At 58.9% G+C, this 16,746-nt stretch carries 20 protein-coding genes and 2 pseudogenes; 11 read left to right on the top strand and 11 right to left on the bottom strand.

The window, feature by feature from the left end:
• The first annotated feature begins 104 nt into the window (after positions 1-104).
• Entirely contained in the window at positions 105-500 is a 396-nt protein-coding gene (locus GR328_RS28475; protein WP_425487001.1) for a DUF6398 domain-containing protein, read from the top strand.
• Between the two features lie 500 nt (positions 501-1,000).
• On the opposite strand, the gene GR328_RS02140 is transcribed toward GR328_RS28475, so the two are convergent.
• Both GR328_RS02140 and GR328_RS02135 read right to left on the bottom strand, forming a co-directional pair.
• Positions 1,001-1,414, bottom strand: a complete 414-nt coding sequence (locus tag GR328_RS02140; protein ID WP_160882861.1) for a VOC family protein — start codon at positions 1,412-1,414, stop codon at positions 1,001-1,003.
• Positions 1,415-1,467: 53 nt separating this feature from the next.
• Entirely contained in the window at positions 1,468-2,118 is a 651-nt protein-coding gene (locus GR328_RS02135; RefSeq protein WP_160882860.1) for an HAD hydrolase-like protein, read from the bottom strand.
• Between the two features lie 138 nt (positions 2,119-2,256).
• Between GR328_RS02135 and GR328_RS02130 the strand changes: the two genes are divergently transcribed.
• Positions 2,257-2,622 carry a GlsB/YeaQ/YmgE family stress response membrane protein gene (locus GR328_RS02130; protein ID WP_160882859.1) on the top strand — a complete coding sequence of 122 codons (366 nt, stop codon included), beginning with the start codon at positions 2,257-2,259 and terminating at the stop codon, positions 2,620-2,622.
• Between the two features lie 801 nt (positions 2,623-3,423).
• On the opposite strand, the gene GR328_RS02125 is transcribed toward GR328_RS02130, so the two are convergent.
• The gene (locus GR328_RS02125; protein WP_170304099.1) at positions 3,424-4,113 is read right to left on the bottom strand and encodes a site-2 protease family protein; all 690 of its coding nucleotides are present in this window, start codon (positions 4,111-4,113) and stop codon (positions 3,424-3,426) included.
• Positions 4,114-4,465: 352 nt separating this feature from the next.
• Between GR328_RS02125 and GR328_RS02120 the strand changes: the two genes are divergently transcribed.
• From GR328_RS02120 to GR328_RS02110, 3 genes and pseudogenes are all read left to right on the top strand, one after another.
• Positions 4,466-5,002: a Ros/MucR family transcriptional regulator gene (locus tag GR328_RS02120; RefSeq protein WP_160882858.1), complete on the top strand. Its 537-nt coding sequence runs from the start codon at positions 4,466-4,468 to the stop codon at positions 5,000-5,002.
• Between the two features lie 196 nt (positions 5,003-5,198).
• Positions 5,199-5,438 (top strand): annotated as a pseudogene (locus GR328_RS27065) (alpha-D-ribose 1-methylphosphonate 5-triphosphate diphosphatase); the annotation flags it as partial.
• A gap of 782 nt (positions 5,439-6,220) precedes the next feature.
• Positions 6,221-6,604: a hypothetical protein gene (locus tag GR328_RS02110; RefSeq protein ID WP_160882857.1), complete on the top strand. Its 384-nt coding sequence runs from the start codon at positions 6,221-6,223 to the stop codon at positions 6,602-6,604.
• Between the two features lie 141 nt (positions 6,605-6,745).
• On the opposite strand, the gene GR328_RS28470 is transcribed toward GR328_RS02110, so the two are convergent.
• The 3 genes from GR328_RS28470 to GR328_RS02100 are packed head-to-tail and all read right to left on the bottom strand — an operon-like array spanning position 6,746 to position 7,715.
• Entirely contained in the window at positions 6,746-7,054 is a 309-nt protein-coding gene (locus tag GR328_RS28470) for a glycerophosphodiester phosphodiesterase family protein (protein ID WP_425487000.1), read from the bottom strand.
• Positions 7,051-7,419: a PI-PLC domain-containing protein gene (locus GR328_RS02105; protein ID WP_160882856.1), complete on the bottom strand. Its 369-nt coding sequence runs from the start codon at positions 7,417-7,419 to the stop codon at positions 7,051-7,053. The genes GR328_RS28470 and GR328_RS02105 overlap by 4 nt, the downstream gene beginning before the upstream one ends.
• Positions 7,416-7,715 carry a glycerophosphodiester phosphodiesterase family protein gene (locus GR328_RS02100; protein ID WP_160882855.1) on the bottom strand — a complete coding sequence of 100 codons (300 nt, stop codon included), beginning with the start codon at positions 7,713-7,715 and terminating at the stop codon, positions 7,416-7,418. Before GR328_RS02100 ends, GR328_RS02105 begins: the two co-directional genes overlap by 4 nt.
• Positions 7,716-8,270: 555 nt before the next feature.
• On the opposite strand from GR328_RS02100, the gene GR328_RS02095 reads away from it, so the two are divergent.
• The gene (locus GR328_RS02095) at positions 8,271-8,504 is read left to right on the top strand and encodes a hypothetical protein (RefSeq protein ID WP_160882854.1); all 234 of its coding nucleotides are present in this window, start codon (positions 8,271-8,273) and stop codon (positions 8,502-8,504) included.
• 371 nt (positions 8,505-8,875) lie between these two features.
• On the opposite strand, the gene GR328_RS28465 is transcribed toward GR328_RS02095, so the two are convergent.
• Positions 8,876-9,193: a transposase gene (locus GR328_RS28465; RefSeq protein ID WP_425487005.1), complete on the bottom strand. Its 318-nt coding sequence runs from the start codon at positions 9,191-9,193 to the stop codon at positions 8,876-8,878.
• Positions 9,194-9,249: 56 nt separating this feature from the next.
• A complete protein-coding gene (locus GR328_RS02085) occupies positions 9,250-10,068 on the bottom strand; it encodes an alpha/beta fold hydrolase (protein ID WP_160882853.1) in 819 nt (272 codons plus the stop codon).
• Between GR328_RS02085 and GR328_RS02080 the strand changes: the two genes are divergently transcribed.
• Complete coding sequence (locus tag GR328_RS02080) at positions 10,040-10,429, top strand: ArsR/SmtB family transcription factor (RefSeq protein ID WP_205789666.1); 390 nt, start codon at positions 10,040-10,042, stop codon at positions 10,427-10,429. The two genes, GR328_RS02085 and GR328_RS02080, sit on opposite strands and share 29 nt — an antisense overlap.
• 271 nt (positions 10,430-10,700) lie before the next feature.
• Here GR328_RS02080 and GR328_RS02075 read toward each other — a convergent pair whose 3' ends face one another.
• Positions 10,701-12,224 (bottom strand): CYTH and CHAD domain-containing protein, encoded by a 1,524-nt coding sequence (locus GR328_RS02075; RefSeq protein WP_160882852.1) that lies wholly within the window; start codon positions 12,222-12,224, stop codon positions 10,701-10,703.
• A gap of 122 nt (positions 12,225-12,346) precedes the next feature.
• On the opposite strand from GR328_RS02075, the gene GR328_RS02070 reads away from it, so the two are divergent.
• Positions 12,347-12,793 carry an NUDIX domain-containing protein gene (locus tag GR328_RS02070; protein WP_160883021.1) on the top strand — a complete coding sequence of 149 codons (447 nt, stop codon included), beginning with the start codon at positions 12,347-12,349 and terminating at the stop codon, positions 12,791-12,793.
• Here GR328_RS02070 and GR328_RS02065 read toward each other — a convergent pair.
• Positions 12,773-13,162, bottom strand: a pseudogene (locus GR328_RS02065) (RNA degradosome polyphosphate kinase); the annotation flags it as partial. The gene GR328_RS02070 and the pseudogene GR328_RS02065 sit on opposite strands and share 21 nt — an antisense overlap.
• Positions 13,163-13,659: 497 nt before the next feature.
• Here GR328_RS02065 and GR328_RS28460 point away from each other — a divergent pair.
• The 3 genes from GR328_RS28460 to GR328_RS02055 are packed head-to-tail and all read left to right on the top strand — an operon-like array spanning position 13,660 to position 16,186.
• Positions 13,660-14,082, top strand: coding sequence for a DUF6894 family protein (locus GR328_RS28460; protein WP_425486999.1), 423 nt, complete (start codon positions 13,660-13,662; stop codon positions 14,080-14,082).
• Entirely contained in the window at positions 14,079-15,017 is a 939-nt protein-coding gene (locus tag GR328_RS02060; protein ID WP_160882851.1) for a UDP-2,3-diacylglucosamine diphosphatase, read from the top strand. Before GR328_RS28460 ends, GR328_RS02060 begins: the two co-directional genes overlap by 4 nt.
• Before the next feature lie 17 nt (positions 15,018-15,034).
• Entirely contained in the window at positions 15,035-16,186 is a 1,152-nt protein-coding gene (locus tag GR328_RS02055) for a ceramide glucosyltransferase (protein ID WP_160882850.1), read from the top strand.
• 245 nt (positions 16,187-16,431) lie between these two features.
• Here GR328_RS02055 and GR328_RS28455 read toward each other — a convergent pair whose 3' ends face one another.
• Positions 16,432-16,671, bottom strand: coding sequence for a LysR substrate-binding domain-containing protein (locus GR328_RS28455; RefSeq protein WP_160882849.1), 240 nt, complete (start codon positions 16,669-16,671; stop codon positions 16,432-16,434).
• Between the last annotated feature and the right edge of the window lie 75 nt (positions 16,672-16,746).

The following is a 16,746-nucleotide window of genomic DNA, read 5'->3' as shown; positions in this document are numbered from 1 at the left end:
ACAGTCATGTGTGATCATGCGCTTCGTCTTTAGGAGCCGGACAGCGAGGCTGATCCGACGGTCATGACGGAGGATGATTCCGCAATCGAGCGGAAGGGTTTGGGATGGTGAGGATCACGCGGTCCAGGTCCGTGCCCAGAGGTATCCGAGCGACCCATAACGCCATTACCGCACTCACCGACACCTTCTGCCGTGATCACCTGAATGATGAATATCTTGAGTTGGGGCTGGATATGACCGCAGCGCTGTGCTGGAGGCGTCCGAGCCCTGCATGGCGATGGCTGATGTCTGCGCCGGGTTTGATGGTGGCGGAAGTACCGCCAAGGGTAAGGTGCCGATCATCGCACGGGCGCTCGATGCCCACAGGCCGATCCGAAGCGGTCGCTGGTGAGCCTCTCAGAGCAAAACCCGCTGGTGTGGGGGCGATGTCGACGGACTGCTGGTTGATCTCCGCGACCTGCCGCGAAAACTCCAGAATATCGCCTTTGAGAAGGGCATGATGCCCTATATTCCTGCGGATCGTGAATGAGGCTACGCTGTAAGCCTTCATCAAACCCACTTGTGTTGATGAGCGTTCAACCGATCGACCTGTGACATGCCGAAATGAGCGACCTCCACCAACAGATTGCTGATCTGGAAACGGAAATCGACGTTCTCTCAGAGGCGGCAGAGCGTTGCCGGAAGAGCATGATCGTGGCACGCGTAGCGATCCTAGCGGGCGTGCTACTGGTCGGAGCATTCCTAGCTGGGTTTGTCCGGACTGATGCCCTCGTTCTGGTGGTCGGGATTGCTGCGACCCTGGCCGGGATCGGCTTCTTGGGATCGAGCCGAGGCTCCTTGGAATACATCACCGCCAAAATTCGAGCATCTGAGGCTCGTCGTGACGGCCTGATTGATGGGATGAGCCTTCGGACGGTGCAGGATAGCGAATGGGGCAGTGAAAGTCGTTCCAGGCGATGAAGGTTGTTCGGGTGAGGACATATAGTCGGCCATTCTCGACCTAATATCCCTTCCACAATCCAGGTGTGGCGATCTCCAGCAGGTGATCGTCGGGATCGCGGAAATAGACGCTTACGCCACCTCTGGGCCATTCCGTTCGCCCCTCCAGCGCAACACCGGCATCGGTCAGATGCCGCTGCCATTCCTCCAGTTCATCCTGCGGAATTGAGAAGGCGAGGTGCATCGGGCCGTGGCCGTCGTGCGGCGGGATTGATCCACCAGGGGTTTCAATGGGGCGGAGAGACCCGCCCTGCGGAAAGAGCAGAAGAACGCCGTTGCCACCGACATCATAGGCTCTCATGCGGTGGTCCTCGTGGATGCACGGCAGACCCAGGACATCACCATAGAAGGTCGCAGCCCGGTCGAGGTCAGCGACATACAGGGCAGTCTCAAGAACGCGGGTGAGCTTGGGCATGCGTGGCTCCTCAGCATTGTGAAACCAACGCCGACCTGGGCCTCCCGGTACCATCAGTCCTGGAGAAGGTTTCTGATGGCGGTGGCGAGGTCATGAGGCGAAGGGCACAGGACGGTCGCCCCTGCCTCTGAAAGTTCCGTCTCATCGCCATAGCCCCACAGGGCTCCCACGCCCGGAACGGCGTGCCGGGCTGCGGCCAGCATGTCATTGGCCCGATCACCAACCATGACCATACGGGTGGGCTCGATCCGCTCCACCCCCATGATGTGCCCGATCAGCAGGCCCTTGTCGTCGAATTTTCCTTCGAGGTCTGCCCCGTACACCCGCTCGAACAGGTGGCCCAGATCGAAGTGCTCGATGATCCGCTCCGCAAAGTCCTGTGGCTTGGCCGTGCAGACGAATAAGCGAGCAGGGAGGGCGTAGAGGCTGGTCAGGGCCTCTCGCATGCCGGGGTACACGGTCGCGTTGAACAGCCCGTGTTCTCCATAGTGCTCACGATAGAGCCGGACGGCTTCCTCTACGTCCCGCTGGGCTCCGATCAGCTTCGGAAACGAGCGCCGGGAGGGCGGGCCAACAACCCAGGTGAGGTCCTCGGCAGGAGGGCAATCCACCCCCATGCACCGCAAGGCATACCGATAGGAGTTGATGATCCCCGGCCCGGAGTTGATGATGGTGCCGTCAAGATCAACGAGGATGACAAACAAGGCGGCTCCTGAGTCAAGGTTTGGTACAGTATTCTGCATTTGATCCGGGTCTAACGGTGGAGATGCGACCTCTCAACCTTGTTTCCCGGGCCATGTTCACTCTGGATGGAAAACTCGCAGCTATCCATATGAAAGGGTATGACGAAAAAGCCGAAACGCGGCCCTGACCGCTCGCGGACCCAATCCAAGCCAGCAGACCCGCCGGGCTTCCGGTCGCCGGTTCGGATCAGCATTGATCGAGAGGCTCTTGCTGCATTGGACAAGCGTGCCATTGCCGCCCAGGTGGGAGTTGGCGCTGTGGCAGGATGGCTGGCAAGTTGGTTGGTGGGCGGATCGGGGCTTCTTCAGTATGTGATCACCGGACTGGCAGGGTCGTTCATTGGCGGCTTTCTCCTGGAGCGCCTCGGCATCGACTTGGGGGTCAGAAATCCCCTGATCCACCGTATCGCGACTGCAACGCTAGGGGCGATGGTCATCGTCCTACTGGCTCGTATCATAGGTTGACCCGCACGGAAGCATCGTTGCCGCACGATCTCGCAAGAGCGCCGAAATCGTTTCATACCGACCTGCCATGGCGGCAAATCAGTTCACAGATTTTCGCCGTACCTCTATCCCTCAGACGAGAAGCCCAGCCGGTTGAATCGTGAGAGAGCGACGGCGCTGATGGGCAGAGCAGGGGCGGAGGCCACAGGTCGTATCGCTCAAATCTCATCATCTTCCGGCAGGGATTCGCTGCCGCCTATGCCCCAGGCGCGGTAACCAGCACGCCTTTCCGGTGCCTTGAGCGGGAGCAGACGCTGATGGAGCCGCACCCGTCTTCGATGATTTATCGAAGACGGGTGCGGCTAGGGTTCGGTGCCGATCCCTAGAGGCCAACATCCTGCGAGTTGGATTCAAGCTGTATCTTGGGGCGCAGGATTGTGGAGGCTAGGGGGATGCTCAGGGACTCTCGCTTCCCAATGCTGATGGGCCGCTGTCCGTTCTTCTGCGTCGGACCGCAAGCATTCCGAACTGGTCCGCCCGGACCATCCGTGCACGACCTCCGCCTTTGCTGAGCTTAGCCTCCTGGGAGGGTTGGCCGCTCACAGGTGTAGTCGAGCAATATTGTTCGGCCGCCCGTGAGTTGTACCTGGATGAGCCGATCCTCCTCGTGATGGTCATCATGGCCACGCTCAGGCATTGAAAAACAATTCGAGACCAGGCCTCGGCGGCAATCATCTCACCGATCGAACGCACGAATGGCCATCTGGTGTAAATGTCTGACCTGCATAGGCCGTCTCAAGCTCTGCAACCGCGGCGCGCCTGCTACTGCGGAGCTCCGGCGATGGCCCGGAAAATCGGCAATAGCCATGCAAGTGGAGCCGCAACGGCCCATCGGAAAAGGTTCAGGTCGGCGCCGATCTGTCGGCCAAGCATCGGTAGAAGGAAGACGATCCCGAGAAGGACCAGGAAGCCGAATCGCTCCAGCTTTGCGTATTGACGCGCGAGAGCCTTGGGCAGAATGCTCATGACGACGCGACTGCCGTCCAGAGGCGGGATGGGAAACGCGTTGAAGATCGCCAGCATCAGGTTCAACAGGATCGATTGTTCGAGAGTCCGAACCCACCAGGGGGCCATAGCCTCCGGCAGCAGCCATGCAACGCGAATGAGAGCGGCTGACACAACGGCGAGCACGACATTCGTCAGTGGTCCTGCCATGGCGACAAACGCCATATCGCGGCGCGGCCTGCCGAGACGCTGGAATGCCACCGGCACGGGTTTGGCCCACCCGAAAAGAAAGGGAGCCTTGGTTAGAAAGAGCAGGGCAGGGAGCAGGATCGTTCCAAACGGGTCTACATGCTTGAGCGGATTGAAGGTGACGCGGCCAAGACGACGTGCCGTATCGTCCCCCAACCTCCAGGCCGCAAACGCATGGGCCGCCTCATGGAAGGTAATCGCGATGAGGATCGGCACAATCCAGGTCAATGCGGTATAGATGGGATCTGGAAAGTTCAAGGGGCGATCCTCATCATCGTGTCAGAGACAATCGATAACATGCTTTCCGGCTAAGAAGCGTCCGGCTGTTGAAGCTTCATGATATTAGAGTTTGCCTCGGACCTGCTGCAATACACATCTCGAAGGATCGATCTCATTTCGGAAAGATGTTGATCATATAGACGATTGTCAGCCGGATTATTAGGGTGCGCTCAGCAAACGACCTTGCAAATCTGTGCCGGAGGGCTTAGGTGCGGCACAGATCACGGGCACCTATTGTGCTGCACGGCCGCTCCTGTCGATCCTGTTAGAACATCAACCTGCTCTGTTCACTTCCCAAACCAGTTCCCGTGCAGCCGAGGACAAAAACCTTATGAGCGAGAGCAAAACCTCTCCGAGCTACATCGAACTCTGTGCTGAAATCGTCTCTGCCTACGTTAGCCACAACTCGGTTCCCGCCGCCGATTTGCCGGTGCTGCTCACCTCTGTCCATGCCGCTCTGGCGAAGACGGCGCAGGGTCAGCACGAAGAGCCGAAAGTTGAGTTGGTGCCTGCGGTTCCGGTGCGGAAGTCGATCACTCCCGATGCGATCATCTGCCTCGAAGATGGAAAGTCGTTCAAATCGCTCAAGCGCCATCTGCGCACGACCTACGATATGACGCCTGAGCAGTACCGCGCCAAGTGGAGCTTGCCCGCTGACTACCCGATGGTCGCGCCGAATTACGCTAAAGCGCGCTCCGAGCTTGCTAAGACGATGGGGCTGGGTCAGCAGCGGAGAAAGGGCAACGCCCCAGTGGTGGCTGCTGCCAACGATGCCGCTAAGCCGAAACGCGCTGCAGCTAAGAAGAATGCACCATCCGACGAAATGACTGCACCGGCTAAGGGACGCCGCACGAAGAAGGCTGCATAGTTCACTCTCCTTGTATGGTTCAGCCATGGCCTTTTAGGCGCTGCCTGCCAAACCCGGTGCAACCAAGCGCCGGGTTTTTCATTGCGCTTTTCCCTTCCGCGTATGACGTTACGATTTCGTTTGCGATGATTGCCCATCGCATCGGCTCCGGATTGGAGCCTTGCCATGGATCATGTGATCGGACCTTTTCCACCCCTCGTCAGATTACGTACCGGCAAGTCTGCTCATGGCTGCCTTCGATCTTCCACGCCGCGTTCCGGGACTGTGTTTGCCGGGGGCCATCTGCACCGTCACGAAGAACCCCGCTCGGGCCGCCGGTCTCACGGATCCGGGTGAAATCGGAGCCGGCAAGCGCGCGGATCTCGTGCGAGTGCGAGTAACGGGCGAGACACCCGTCGTACGCCTAGTCTGGCGGGCTGGAAGAAGGATCGCATAGTCATGATCAGGGCTCCATGGGTGGGCTTGCCACCATCCTGCGGGTGCGCAATCCGACCGTTCCAAAGCTGTACTGCGGCAATCGTCTTTAGGCCTTGTGCAACGCTATCCTGAGCCAAGGGGCGGTCGAGAAGTCAGGGTTAAGCTCACCCGCAAGGGAAGACCGCGGCCGGGCACGTGCGAGCGCTTTGGGATGAGGACGGGACCGATCTGATGCGAGAACTCGATCCGAAAGAGCGTCAGGTTCATCTAAGTGGGGAAGAACCTGACGAGGGTGCTTGGAGGCAACGAGAGGGGTCTCGATATTCCACATGACCTGCCGGACGATCTCCGGATTGAGGCTGCGGAGCTATCCGAGAAAAGTGCGCCCTCAAAGACAGCATTCACTCTCAATTAGCAAGGCCGAGAAGGGGCACAGAAACACGGTGGGACGGTCCGATCCAAAGCGCCTTATCATCCAAATGTGCGCACAAAGCACAGCTGTAAATTCAAATGACAGACGAAGAGTTGTTCATCCTGGAAGACCCTCTTCGAGAGCTCGCCAAGGCGCGCAAATGCGCTCTGGATAGCCTCAAGCACGCTAACGCTCCTTGTCAGTGGAGATGTGAACGCACCCACCATGCCCAACCCCGGGATAAGACCGTTCCTTTGGGTACCATCCAGAGTGACGACAAAGCGCTTGGACCGTTGCGGCCCGGCGCGGCTAAGCGAGAGGTGGCATGAGGCCCGTGAAAGTCATATAGGACTGTGACGAAGCAGAATGAGCCGAAAAGGAGAGCCGTAGTGGCGAAGGCGAAAGTTCCGAAGAAGGTTGCCGGGGTGAAGGTGCCAAAGGCACTGCGCAACTCAGATCTCGTCGAGGCGCTTATCCAGAACGAAACGGTCCGGAGGATCCTGGCGGACGCATTGATCGCAGCTGCAGGAGCCGCCGCTGCCGTTCTGACCCGGAAGGTCGCACCCTCAGAGGAATCGATTGCGGGTGCTGGTGAGACCGTTGTGGATACCGGCAGCAAGGCCGCTTCAGCGACTGCCGATCTCGCCGGTGGCGTAGCGAGCGCCCTGGGGCGCGTAGTGGCAGATGCCGCAAGCTCGCTCCTTCCGGATGGAACGGGCGCGGGAGACGGGAAGAAGAGGCGGAAGAGCCGGGACAAAGAGGCAAAGGCCTGACTTCTGCGCTCCTGACCAAATCGCCCGTGCCATCTGCCGGGATTCTGGAGACAGCAGATGGCCTATTCCTATGCGATATGGATGTAATGCGGATCGCCCTCTTGTGCCGATCCGCTCAAGTGCGTGGAGGGGAGGCCTCTGCTACAAGCCTTCCCGGGAATTGACAGCGGCATCAGGGAAGTCACCGAAGGTGCCGTCCACGCCAAGGGCGTAGAGGGCCTTACATTCTCCGAAGGATCCCCCTTGAAGGTCGAGGCCGGGCGCATGCGCTCGTTTCCGCATGGTCCAAGTAAAAGCCTGGAGACCCGCCGCGTGGACATCCCGCACGACTCCTGACAGAACGCCGACAATACGCTCCTCCTCATCTGTTGCGCCGATGCCATTGAGATCGTCGGGCTTGCTGTCACCGTCTCGATCAACTTGCTCAATCGGCAGAATGTAGGGCTTCAAGGTGCGAGGAAGGCAGCACAGGCCTTGATCTTGGCAAGACCACCTTTGGTAAGAAGATCGTAGTAGGTGCGCTTGTCGCCACTTAGGGCAAAATCATAGGGTTGGGCATAAGGTGGATCGAGGACAATATTGCCGTCCTTGTCGACACCTTCGGCATCCAGCAACCGCGCCAGCTTCACCGTGATCCTGGTATCGAGATACTTCAGATGAAGCACCTCGAAGCTCTGGATGGCCACGGGGGAGGGCATCTCGGTCCAACCGGCATCCCTGAGGATGAACGGCAGGCGATCCTCGACAGAAAGGCCCAGAGCTGTATGGAGGGTGGAGTGCTTCGTCCCGGCAAGCGTGAAAACCTCTGCAATCAATCCGTGGCTTCCTCGCCATCGGCCCTGCGCGATTTCTTGCGTGAGGCGGATTCTGCGTGGTCTGCAACGTCTGTGGTGCCGCTCGGCATGGGTTCATGCCGCGCAATCAGCACGCCGTCTTTCGTGACGACGAGATCGGGCTCGACATAATCCGCCCCCATCTCGAAGGCGGGCTTATAAGCCTCAAGAGCATGTTCGGGCAGATAGCCGCTGGCGCCGCGGTGGGCGACAATGAGGGGGGCGCTCTCCCCTAAGTGGCCGCTCTTGCGACAGGGGGCTTCCGAGAGCGCAGACAAGGCAGCGAGGACTCCAAGAAGGGCAGTGCGTCGCACCCTTCCATTCCCGCACACGGTTCTTCAACTGTCGCAGTCAATTCGCGGCCCTGCATGGCGGAGGGGTCGCGCCGTCATGACAGATGGAGGCTGCTCCAGCGCAGAGAGCGCAGGAGGATATCCGGTCGAGGTCATGATGTGCAATCTGCAGGAGGCTGGTCATGGCTGAGCCCGATGGAGGATCCTCGAAAAAAGGCCGGGCGCAAGGCCCGGCAAAGTAGAGGTTCGACAAGAAAGTCAAAACCTTCCAGAGGGAACGGCTGATACGGCCGGGCCGGGAGGAAGATGACCCCGCCGCGTTGAACTCAGCCGGTGCTCATATCGTCTGCATGCCGCCCTTTCACAATGCAAAGTGCCTCATGTCAGGGCTGCGTCTGGGACATGCATTCTCGGCAAAGTCGTCATATTGCCGTCGTGATTTGCGCCTGGTGCAGCAGCGGGGCTGCAGCACTGTGTTACCAGTCCGTCACAGATTTATGGATAGATACATCCCGGTTGTGCGGCTATGGAGAACTGTTCATGCGAAAGCTCATTCAGAAGGCCCTCCTCCGTCATTTCCGGGAGCAGGGAGAGTTTAGTGGAGCACTCCTGATCACCTTCAAGGATGGCCGTCCGCAGATGACTGGGCTCATCGATGACGATGATCAAGCGGCTGAAGCTCTGATCATGGCCGTCATGAACGCGATTGAGACGCCTGATAGTGACGATGAGGATTATGTAGACACCATCGGCCCATGTGTCGGAGAGGCCTAAGCTCATGGTTCGCTAATCGAGGTGGAAGGCGACGGCAGCCGCGATGCCGATAGCTGGGAAGAAGATGTGGCGCGACGGTCGTAGAGGCGAGCAATCCGGCGCAAGTCCTTGACCTTGGCGAATATGATCTCGGCCTCGTGGCGCCCGCGATAGAACGTCGGGTCTTAGGCAATGGGAGTTCTCCGGTTCTTGGCCGGAGGGATGCACCACTCGATGTTCCTCCCGGCAAGAGCCTTTCGGAGCCAGCTGCTGTCGTGATCCTGATCTGAGATCAGCGTTGAGCCGGCAGGCAGCCCACGGAGCACGAGCAGGCACCCAAGTGCTTGCTCTTCGGGCCTTCGGACAACAGAAGAATGATTGACTCGCCGGCGCTACCGCAGACGGCGTTGAGATTGGAGCTCAGCCGCCTTTCGTGCGGCCGGTATAACGGGGAACATCTCCTTTCCGCGCAGGCTGGCCACCGTCCGGCGCACCTTCAGGGGTGTGGCATCTGCGGCCCGTGGCCTTCGCGACGATCCGATCGAACAGCCCAGGCGGCTCCAGCGCATGAACCTGCTATGGAGGGTCTTATGGGACCCGTACCGCTTTGGAGCATCCTTCGATTGCAGGCCGTTGCGGATCACGTACACGATCCCGCTGAGATCCGCGCCAGCCGGCGCTCGCCTGGCAGAACCAGATCGCTCATCGATGCCTTCGTCACCGATGCACTGAACCGCTCCTCAGGCCGAATTGATAGATCTTAAGCCTAATTGGCCATCAAATGCTTTATGACCGCTGCAACGATGGCTTCTGGCCTGTCCTCCTGAACAAGATGGCCCGCATCCGGGATACGCATGCAGGGCCGTTCAGAGATCGCGGCGGCCAATGTCTCCCCCCGCTCATACGGAATCCACTCGTCTTTCTCGCCCCAAAGTACGGTGACAGGGCAATCCATCCTCGCGTAAAGCCCCTGAACCTCGTCCGTGAACTTCTGGTCCATTTGCGCGATCTGCCGGTAGAATGCAGGCTGGCCGATGGGACCGATCCACGGAGCGCTGTAGATCTCCAGAGCCTCTTCCGACAATGGCTTGTACGCCGCTGTCTGTAGATACGCGCGCAGCAGCGCGCGGTGCATATAGGCGGGCATGCCTGAAAACGCCGCTTCGTGTTGGCGCACATGCTGAACGAAAGGCGACCCCCATGGCGCCAGCGCAACCGCATCGAAGATCGTCAGCGACGCATAACGCAGCCCGTTGAGATAATAGGCGCGCAGAGCCGTTGCTCCACCAAAGTCATGGGCCAGAATGTCTGGGCGTTCGAGGCCCCATTCCCTGAAGAGACTTGTCAGGACCCTGTTCTGAACGGCCAACGATACGTCCTGATTCCGGCGCATTTCCGATTGTCCGTAGCCTACCAGATCAAAGTAATAAACGGTTCTTCGGTCGGTGAATTCTGGCACGATCCTGCGCCATACCTGCGAGGAGAAGGGTGTCCCGTGGATGGCAACGAGAGGCGGTCCGTTCCCGCATTTGCCCCAGCGGACAGCATTGCCTTCGATGATCGACGTGTTTGGGAGCTCCAGCATCGCAACATCTCATATCGTCATTTCGCGAAATGACGATATGATCGTGGCTATGAACAGGTCAACACAGTTTAAGGCCATGGCCAGCGAGAGTCGGCTGACCATCCTGCGTATGCTCGCAGAACCGCAAGAGAATTTCGGTCACCAGCGTTCGGTCGATCCGATCGAGTTCGGCGAATGCATGACGCGGATCGACGGGGCACTGGGCATCGCGCAGAACACGATCAGCAGGCATCTGGACATCCTGCGGCGGCCGCTTCCCAACGATGCGAGAACAGCAGATGTGGTCATACGTAAACGGAACGAGGCAGTTATCCAAAGCTGCCTGGTCTGGCTGAGATTCCAGCTTTTATCGCCTGCGTAGGGCTCCGCGCAGATCGTCATGAGGTCAGTGTCAACGCCATCATTGGGATAACGACCGGCCAGCCCTCAGACCCAAATGATAGGTCCCGAGCCTAAGTATCGGGCGGAAGGGTGGACATGTTTCATGCTGACGCGGGGCTGCGGCTCGCGTCGAACGATGCTTTCATCTTAGAAGAAAGCATCGGGTCTGTCCCAAAAGTGCGAATCCGCTTTCGGCTCGGATGCCTCATGCACGTCATCGACGGCTGCATTGGCGTGCGCCCGCAGAACCGTTAGGTTTTCCAGAACGGCTCCAGGCTCGCTAGCTTCCGATGCTGTTCTTCTGCCGCTGCGATGAGATCACCCACGCGGGAGATCTGGTCCTGATGGATCGCGTCCGCAGCTGATGAGGTATTCATCTCTGATCCAACAGCGATGTCATTGAGTTCACCTAACGTCTCCTGAAGCGCCTCGAGGGTACTCAGCGCATCTCGCTTCCTCCTCTTCGCGCCGCCACCTTTGAACAGGCTGTCGAAGAACTCGGTCGCGTAACGCAGCTTTTTGATCTCGATGCGCACCTGGTGGCGCTCTTCCGGATCCAGATCTGCCAGATGACGACCGCGTTTGAGCACGCGCTTCCACCGGCGCCCGATTTCCTCCTCCGCCAGCTCTGCAACGGGCCTCTCCTGGCGCCGGCGTGCGATCTTACTGTCGTCCAGCACCCAGTCTCCAGCCTGGATCCAGGCCGCAGTCTCCAGGATGCCATTGATGAAGCGGGGCGACGCGATGGTGTCCTGAACCGCCTGGTAGGCCTGTTGGCGTTGCTCCTCGTAGTCGGCGAGTAGCTGCCTATAGCGCTCGTTGTGCTCATTCTGGGCTCGAGCAGGCTCTAGGACTTTCGCAATGTAAACGTCCAGGTCCCTGGCCTCGCCCAGCAGGTTTGCCATCCATTTGAGCTCGGCCTTGATCTGATCCCGCCGGTCATCCTCAACAACGTCCTTGAACAAGGTGATTGCAGCCCGGAGCCGGCGCAGGGCAACACGCATCTGGTGAACTGCATCGGCCTCGGGTGCAGTCCTGACAATGGCATCGTTGACCATCAGGTGCCGCAAGCACGATGCGCTGATGATCTGAAATGCTTGCGCGCTCGTCATCCGTCGCCTGAGCACGACAGGGCCGGCTTTGACCCGCTTGATCGCCTCGTCTGAGATTGCCTCGTAGCCACGCTCAGCCTTGGTCTTGAAGCTCAGGCGAAGAGGCACTTTTGCCGAGAGCTCTTGGGCAAGACCAAACAGGTCCGCCGGGGTACCTTCCTTCAGCTCAAGCTCAAGTTCACCAAAAGTGAATGTTTGCTCCCTGCCTACGATCTCGCCACGATCTACGGCCACCTCAATGATGGAAGACCCGTACGACAGCCTGCGGAGCTTTCGTTGCGCCGTCATCCTGAACACGGGTTGGATCGTCTCTCGGACCTTCAGGAACGGTTTGAGAGCGGTTTCCTCCGCAGCGGTGTAATCAGGATCCTCGCCCTCAATCTCATGCTCCCACTCACTCCGGGACAGGGCAATTCCATCCAGGGGCCGGGAGGCCTTGATCGTTTGGATATTCTGATCGCCGTTGCGTCTGATCCGAAACGAGATACCTGCCTGCCTCAGAGCTTGATCAGGGGTGTCGAAGTAGGTGGAATGAAGATTTTGTGTAACGGGACTGTCATGGGACTCGGTTTGAAAGAGCGGATCTGCCAGCACCTGGTCGAGCATGTCGGGCTCGAGCTCAAGCTTGAGTTCGACCTCCTGGGGGATGGATCCGTTCTTCATCTAGCCTCAATGCCTCCGCTCATTGCAGGTCGGAACGCAAGCCCAGCAGGGTGGTTCCACTAGAGTGGGAGTGCCGGATTGTGCCGAGATGGCAAACTTTATCATGGCGAGGTTCTAAGCGAATGACCGATCCCTTGGATCAATATGGGGCTCTGCCGTTCCGCTGGTGCCGTGACGGTTCGTTGAAGATCATGCTTGTGACGACGCGAGGACGCAAGCGCTGGATGATCCCCAAGGGCTGGCCAATCTCAGGCCTTGCTCCGCATGATAGCGCTGCCCGGGAAGCCTTTGAGGAAGCGGGCCTGATCGGATCCGTCCATCCCCAATCCCTCGGCTCGTTCGAGTATATCAAGCGACTTGCTCATGGCCGCGAAGTCAAGTGTGTCATCAAGGTTTTTCCGCTCCGTGTTGATCACCAGAGAGATCACTGGTTGGAGGAGGGTGAGCGTGAGGCGAAGTGGTTCAGCATCAAGGAGGCGGTAAGCGTGATATCTGAGCCTGGATTGCGGCAAATCCTTCTTCACTTTGGTTCCCAAAGCTCCAAGGCCGATGAGGCTGACGGCGGATGAACCGAGATTGGGGATGAACGGGAAAGGGTGCGCAGGGTCGATGGCAAGTGGCGTCAGCAGGGGGTAAACGTGACTGAGGAAGTAGTCTTCGAGCCAAGAGGCTTCGGAAGTCGTCAGAGCAGAGCCTTCAATAAGGACGATGCCTTGCTCTTGGAGAGCTTCCCGAAGCTCCCGCCAGCGCTGCTGCTGCTCCGCCGCGAGGAGGGACACCTCGGCGCCGATCCGGGTGAGCTGCTCCCGGGGCGTAAAGCCATCGCGTGACAACGTGGTGACACCCGAGCGCACCTGCCCGACCAGGCCCGCAACACGCACCATGAAGAACTCATCGAGGTTGTTGGCCGAGATGGAAAGAAACCGTAATTGCTCCAGCCGGTGAAACTGGATGGATTGCCTGGGGCTCGACCAGAGTTATGGCTGCATGGTCGGGATTTCCCCCCACTTCGCTGGTGTTGCTCGCTTCCTGCTCAGGCGCCTTGATCCGGCGCCAAATGTGTTTGACCGCATCAGGAGGCGATGTGCTCTCCCCGCGAGGCTCGGCGCGGTCTGAGGACGGATTTTCTGGCTTGTCCTGCTTGTGCTTTTGACACTTCTCGCTCCGGCCCTTGTGCCTCCTGCTGGAGTTCGGCGGGCGGGCTTGGCGGCAGGTGGAAGGCTTTTCGATGGCACGCGTCTCACAACAACTCCCCAGTCTGACCAGATCCTTGTGAGCAGCTCGGCCGCATGAGGCGTCCGCTCAGGTTGCCTAAGACGGTAAGCAGTCCAGCCGATCCCGTACGCCTATAACGGTCGGCAAGCAGGAGGCCAGAAGCAAAACCGTCATACAATTGTCATGTCCCTGTCGAGACATTTGCCTAGATGCTCATGGCATGACGCAGCGCTACTACTTCAATCTGAGCGACGGACGCCGGTGGTACCCTGATCCGATGGGTGTGGAACTGGACAGTCCCGACCGGGCTCGACAGCGTGCGTTCCAGGATGCCCAGGCCTTGCTGGAAAGCTGGATGGCGCGCAGCGCGCTCCCTTGGCGGCTTGTCGTCCACGACAGCTCCGGTACGGTGTTATGCAGCCTTAACCTGGTCGAGATCGCTGCTTCAAGCGCGCACCTGATCGTCTCGGATGGAGCTGAGCGAACCAAATCGGTTGAACCGTCTCCGCCGCGCACCTCGCGAATATTCGTACCTCAACACTCGCCTAGGACAAACGCCCATACAACTCGACCAGCGTACAGATCACTACGCGTGGCGCCCGGTGTCACAGAACTGCAGCATAGGGCTCATAACGATAAATGATCAGCCACGGGACTCTCAAAGTGCAGGCGACAAGTCATCGATACCGAGCTCTGTTCCTCTCCGACCTGCACCTTGGAACCAAGGGGTGTCAGAGTGAAGCTCTTCTTGACTTCCTCCACCAAGTGGATGCGGACACGATCTATCTCGTGGGGGACATCGTTGATGGCTGGAGGCTGAGGTCGCATTGGTATTGGCCTCAGCAGCACAACGACGTCGTTCAAAAGCTTCTGCGAAAGGTCCGCAAGGGAGTTCGGCTCGTCTATATCCCGGGCAACCACGACGAGTTTCTGCGAGACTACTTGAATATTCAGCTTGGAAAGATTGAAATCGTTGATAGTGCCATTCACCAGACTGCGGACGGCCGATTGTTCCTCGTGGTTCACGGCGACACCTTCGACGTAGTCGTGCGTCATGCACAGTGGCTGGCTCTGCTCGGTGACTGGGCATATGAGACAGCCCTGATCGTAAGCGCACATCTCAACCGCGTGAGGCGTCGTTTGGGGCTGACCTATTGGTCATTGTCGCAGTGGGCGAAGCTGAAGGTAAAGAGTGCCGTAAACTTCATAGGCGACTACGAACAGGCTTTGGTCACAGAAGCAAACCGCAAAGGGGTAGACGGGATCATTTGCGGCCATATCCATCATGCGACAATTCAAGAGATCGCTGGATTCACTTATGTGAACTGCGGGGACTGGGTGGAGAGTTGCACCGCAATCGCGGAAACCTACGATGGTGAGATTCGACTGATTCATTGGCACACCCAGCGAGAAGCCGCGTGCGTTCACAGCGTCCAGCAGGCAGGGTCAGCGCCTTTCGCATCGTCCGGCCCCCTGATGCCGTCTCGTTCTTCTCCCATTGGATACCAGCAAGATGGCGGTGTCCTGCCACGGCGGCAATCGAGAATGCCATTCAGCCAGTTACTGGATCTTCTTTAGTCTGCAGGAATTCCCATATGATTGAAATTGCTGCCGGAATTCTCTGCCTTGCCCTGACGCTTGCCAATCTCGTAAGCATTGCCATCGCAGCAATGCGGCTGAACTCAGCCCCGATGGATAAGGCCCCAGTCAATCCGACTGATCCCGTTACAATCATCAGGCCCCTTTGTGGAACAGAGCCATTCGTTGAGGAAACACTGGCCTCCAGCTTTACACTTAGTTACCCGCATTACGAACTGATATTCTGCGTAGCGCAGGCAGACGATCCGATCATTCCTATCATAAGCAGGCTTATGGCAGCCCATCCTTCAGTTCCCTCGCGCCTCCTCGTGGGAGATGACCGGATCAGTGACAATCCAAAACTCAACAATTGTATAAAAGGCTGGCAGGTAGCCCGCTTCGACTGGGTTGTGCTGGCCGACTCCAATGTTCTTATGCCTCAGGATTACATCCAGCAGCTGTTGGCGAGTTGGAGACCCGGCACAGGATTGGTCTGCTCAACACCCATTGGTTCCCTTCCGGAGGGATTCTGGGCCGAAGTCGAATGTGCGTTCTTGAATACACTCCAGGCGCGCTGGCAATATGTCGGCGAGAGCCTTGGGCTCGGGTTCGCCCAGGGCAAGAGCATGCTCTGGCGCCGCGACCTTCTTAACGCGAACGGCGGCATCCGCGCGCTCGCCGCCGAAATTGCCGAGGACGCGGCGGCGACGAAGCTCGTGCGGAAGATGGGACTGCACGTTCATCTTGTAACATCCCCCTTTGAGCAGCCGCTAGGGCGCCGGACCGCACGCCAGGTCTGGGGACGGCAAACCCGATGGGCGAGACTCAGGCGCGTCACCTTCCCTCATTTCTTCGCCCCCGAGATCCTGACAGGCGCCGCAATTCCGCTGCTGGCCGGAACATATTTCGCGGCTGTTAGCCAGCACAGCATCGCCGTGCTCCTGACACTCTTGGCTCTGGTCTGGTATGGTGCCGAATGGGCGCTTGCCAAGAGCAAAGGGTGGCACGTTTCCTGGCGCTATCCGATTGCCTGTCTGACGCGGGATTGTCTTATCCCGATCATGTGGGCCTATGCCTGGATCGGCCGGAATGTCGTCTGGCGTGGAAATGCTATGACCATTCGGGTCAACGGCGCAGAGCCACTCAACGAGAGTTCCTTCGCCAGGTGAAGTCACGCTCATGAATGTACCGGTTGCGAAGCACCCGGCTCAAGCTGGCTCTGGCAAATGCTCCCATCACCCCAGACCGATGCTGTCTGTAATCCCATCCCCTGGTTGGGTTCGTCGCGGCTCATCGCCTACCTTACAGCCGCTCTCCAATCTGATGATCCGGCGAATGCGCGTCTGTTCCGACAGGTCGATGGCTTCCATTCAGCAAATGCTGGACGAATGCCGGCGCGATTTCACCAGATCTATCAACCCGTCAAGCAACGAATAACGCCCTGCGCCAACGGCGGATCAGCCAAGGGGATTGCGCGCAGGCTTCCAGCCCGCGCCTCGTCGGCAACGGCTGCTTCCAAGACCAGGGAGATCCCGATCCCGGCTTCGACGGCCTGTTTGACCGCCTCGGTGCCGCGCAGCTGATGAGAAACCGGCGGCACCCGAGCGCTGCCGCCGAAGTATTCGGCTAGGCCCGACGTCGAGAAGACCAACATGCCAGGATGCGACCAGCACAGTGGCGAAGACCGCAGAAACCTGGGCGAACTGGTGGATCAGCCCGGCCGTGCTGC

This window comes from Microvirga makkahensis (assembly GCF_009830105.1).
GTDB lineage: Bacteria > Pseudomonadota > Alphaproteobacteria > Rhizobiales > Beijerinckiaceae > Microvirga > Microvirga makkahensis.
Note: the sequence above shows the minus strand (reverse complement) of the source record. Positions and strands in the feature narration are given on the sequence as shown.

Excerpts from the sequence above, each read along its gene's own strand:
- GR328_RS28475 (WP_425487001.1), top strand. The coding sequence starts at position 105 with ATGGTGAGGATCACGCGGTCCAGGTCCGTGCCCAGAGGTATCCGAGCG.
- GR328_RS02140 (WP_160882861.1), bottom strand. The coding sequence starts at position 1,414 with ATGCCCAAGCTCACCCGCGTTCTTGAGACTGCCCTGTATGTCGCTGAC.
- GR328_RS02130 (WP_160882859.1), top strand. The coding sequence starts at position 2,257 with ATGACGAAAAAGCCGAAACGCGGCCCTGACCGCTCGCGGACCCAATCC.
- GR328_RS02120 (WP_160882858.1), top strand. The coding sequence starts at position 4,466 with ATGAGCGAGAGCAAAACCTCTCCGAGCTACATCGAACTCTGTGCTGAA.
- GR328_RS02095 (WP_160882854.1), top strand. The coding sequence starts at position 8,271 with ATGCGAAAGCTCATTCAGAAGGCCCTCCTCCGTCATTTCCGGGAGCAG.
- GR328_RS02080 (WP_205789666.1), top strand. The coding sequence starts at position 10,040 with ATGATCGACGTGTTTGGGAGCTCCAGCATCGCAACATCTCATATCGTC.
- GR328_RS02085 (WP_160882853.1), bottom strand. The coding sequence starts at position 10,068 with ATGCTGGAGCTCCCAAACACGTCGATCATCGAAGGCAATGCTGTCCGC.
- GR328_RS02075 (WP_160882852.1), bottom strand. The coding sequence starts at position 12,224 with ATGAAGAACGGATCCATCCCCCAGGAGGTCGAACTCAAGCTTGAGCTC.
- GR328_RS02070 (WP_160883021.1), top strand. The coding sequence starts at position 12,347 with ATGACCGATCCCTTGGATCAATATGGGGCTCTGCCGTTCCGCTGGTGC.
- GR328_RS28460 (WP_425486999.1), top strand. The coding sequence starts at position 13,660 with ATGACGCAGCGCTACTACTTCAATCTGAGCGACGGACGCCGGTGGTAC.
- GR328_RS02060 (WP_160882851.1), top strand. The coding sequence starts at position 14,079 with ATGATCAGCCACGGGACTCTCAAAGTGCAGGCGACAAGTCATCGATAC.
- GR328_RS02055 (WP_160882850.1), top strand. The coding sequence starts at position 15,035 with ATGATTGAAATTGCTGCCGGAATTCTCTGCCTTGCCCTGACGCTTGCC.
- GR328_RS28455 (WP_160882849.1), bottom strand. The coding sequence starts at position 16,671 with ATGTTGGTCTTCTCGACGTCGGGCCTAGCCGAATACTTCGGCGGCAGC.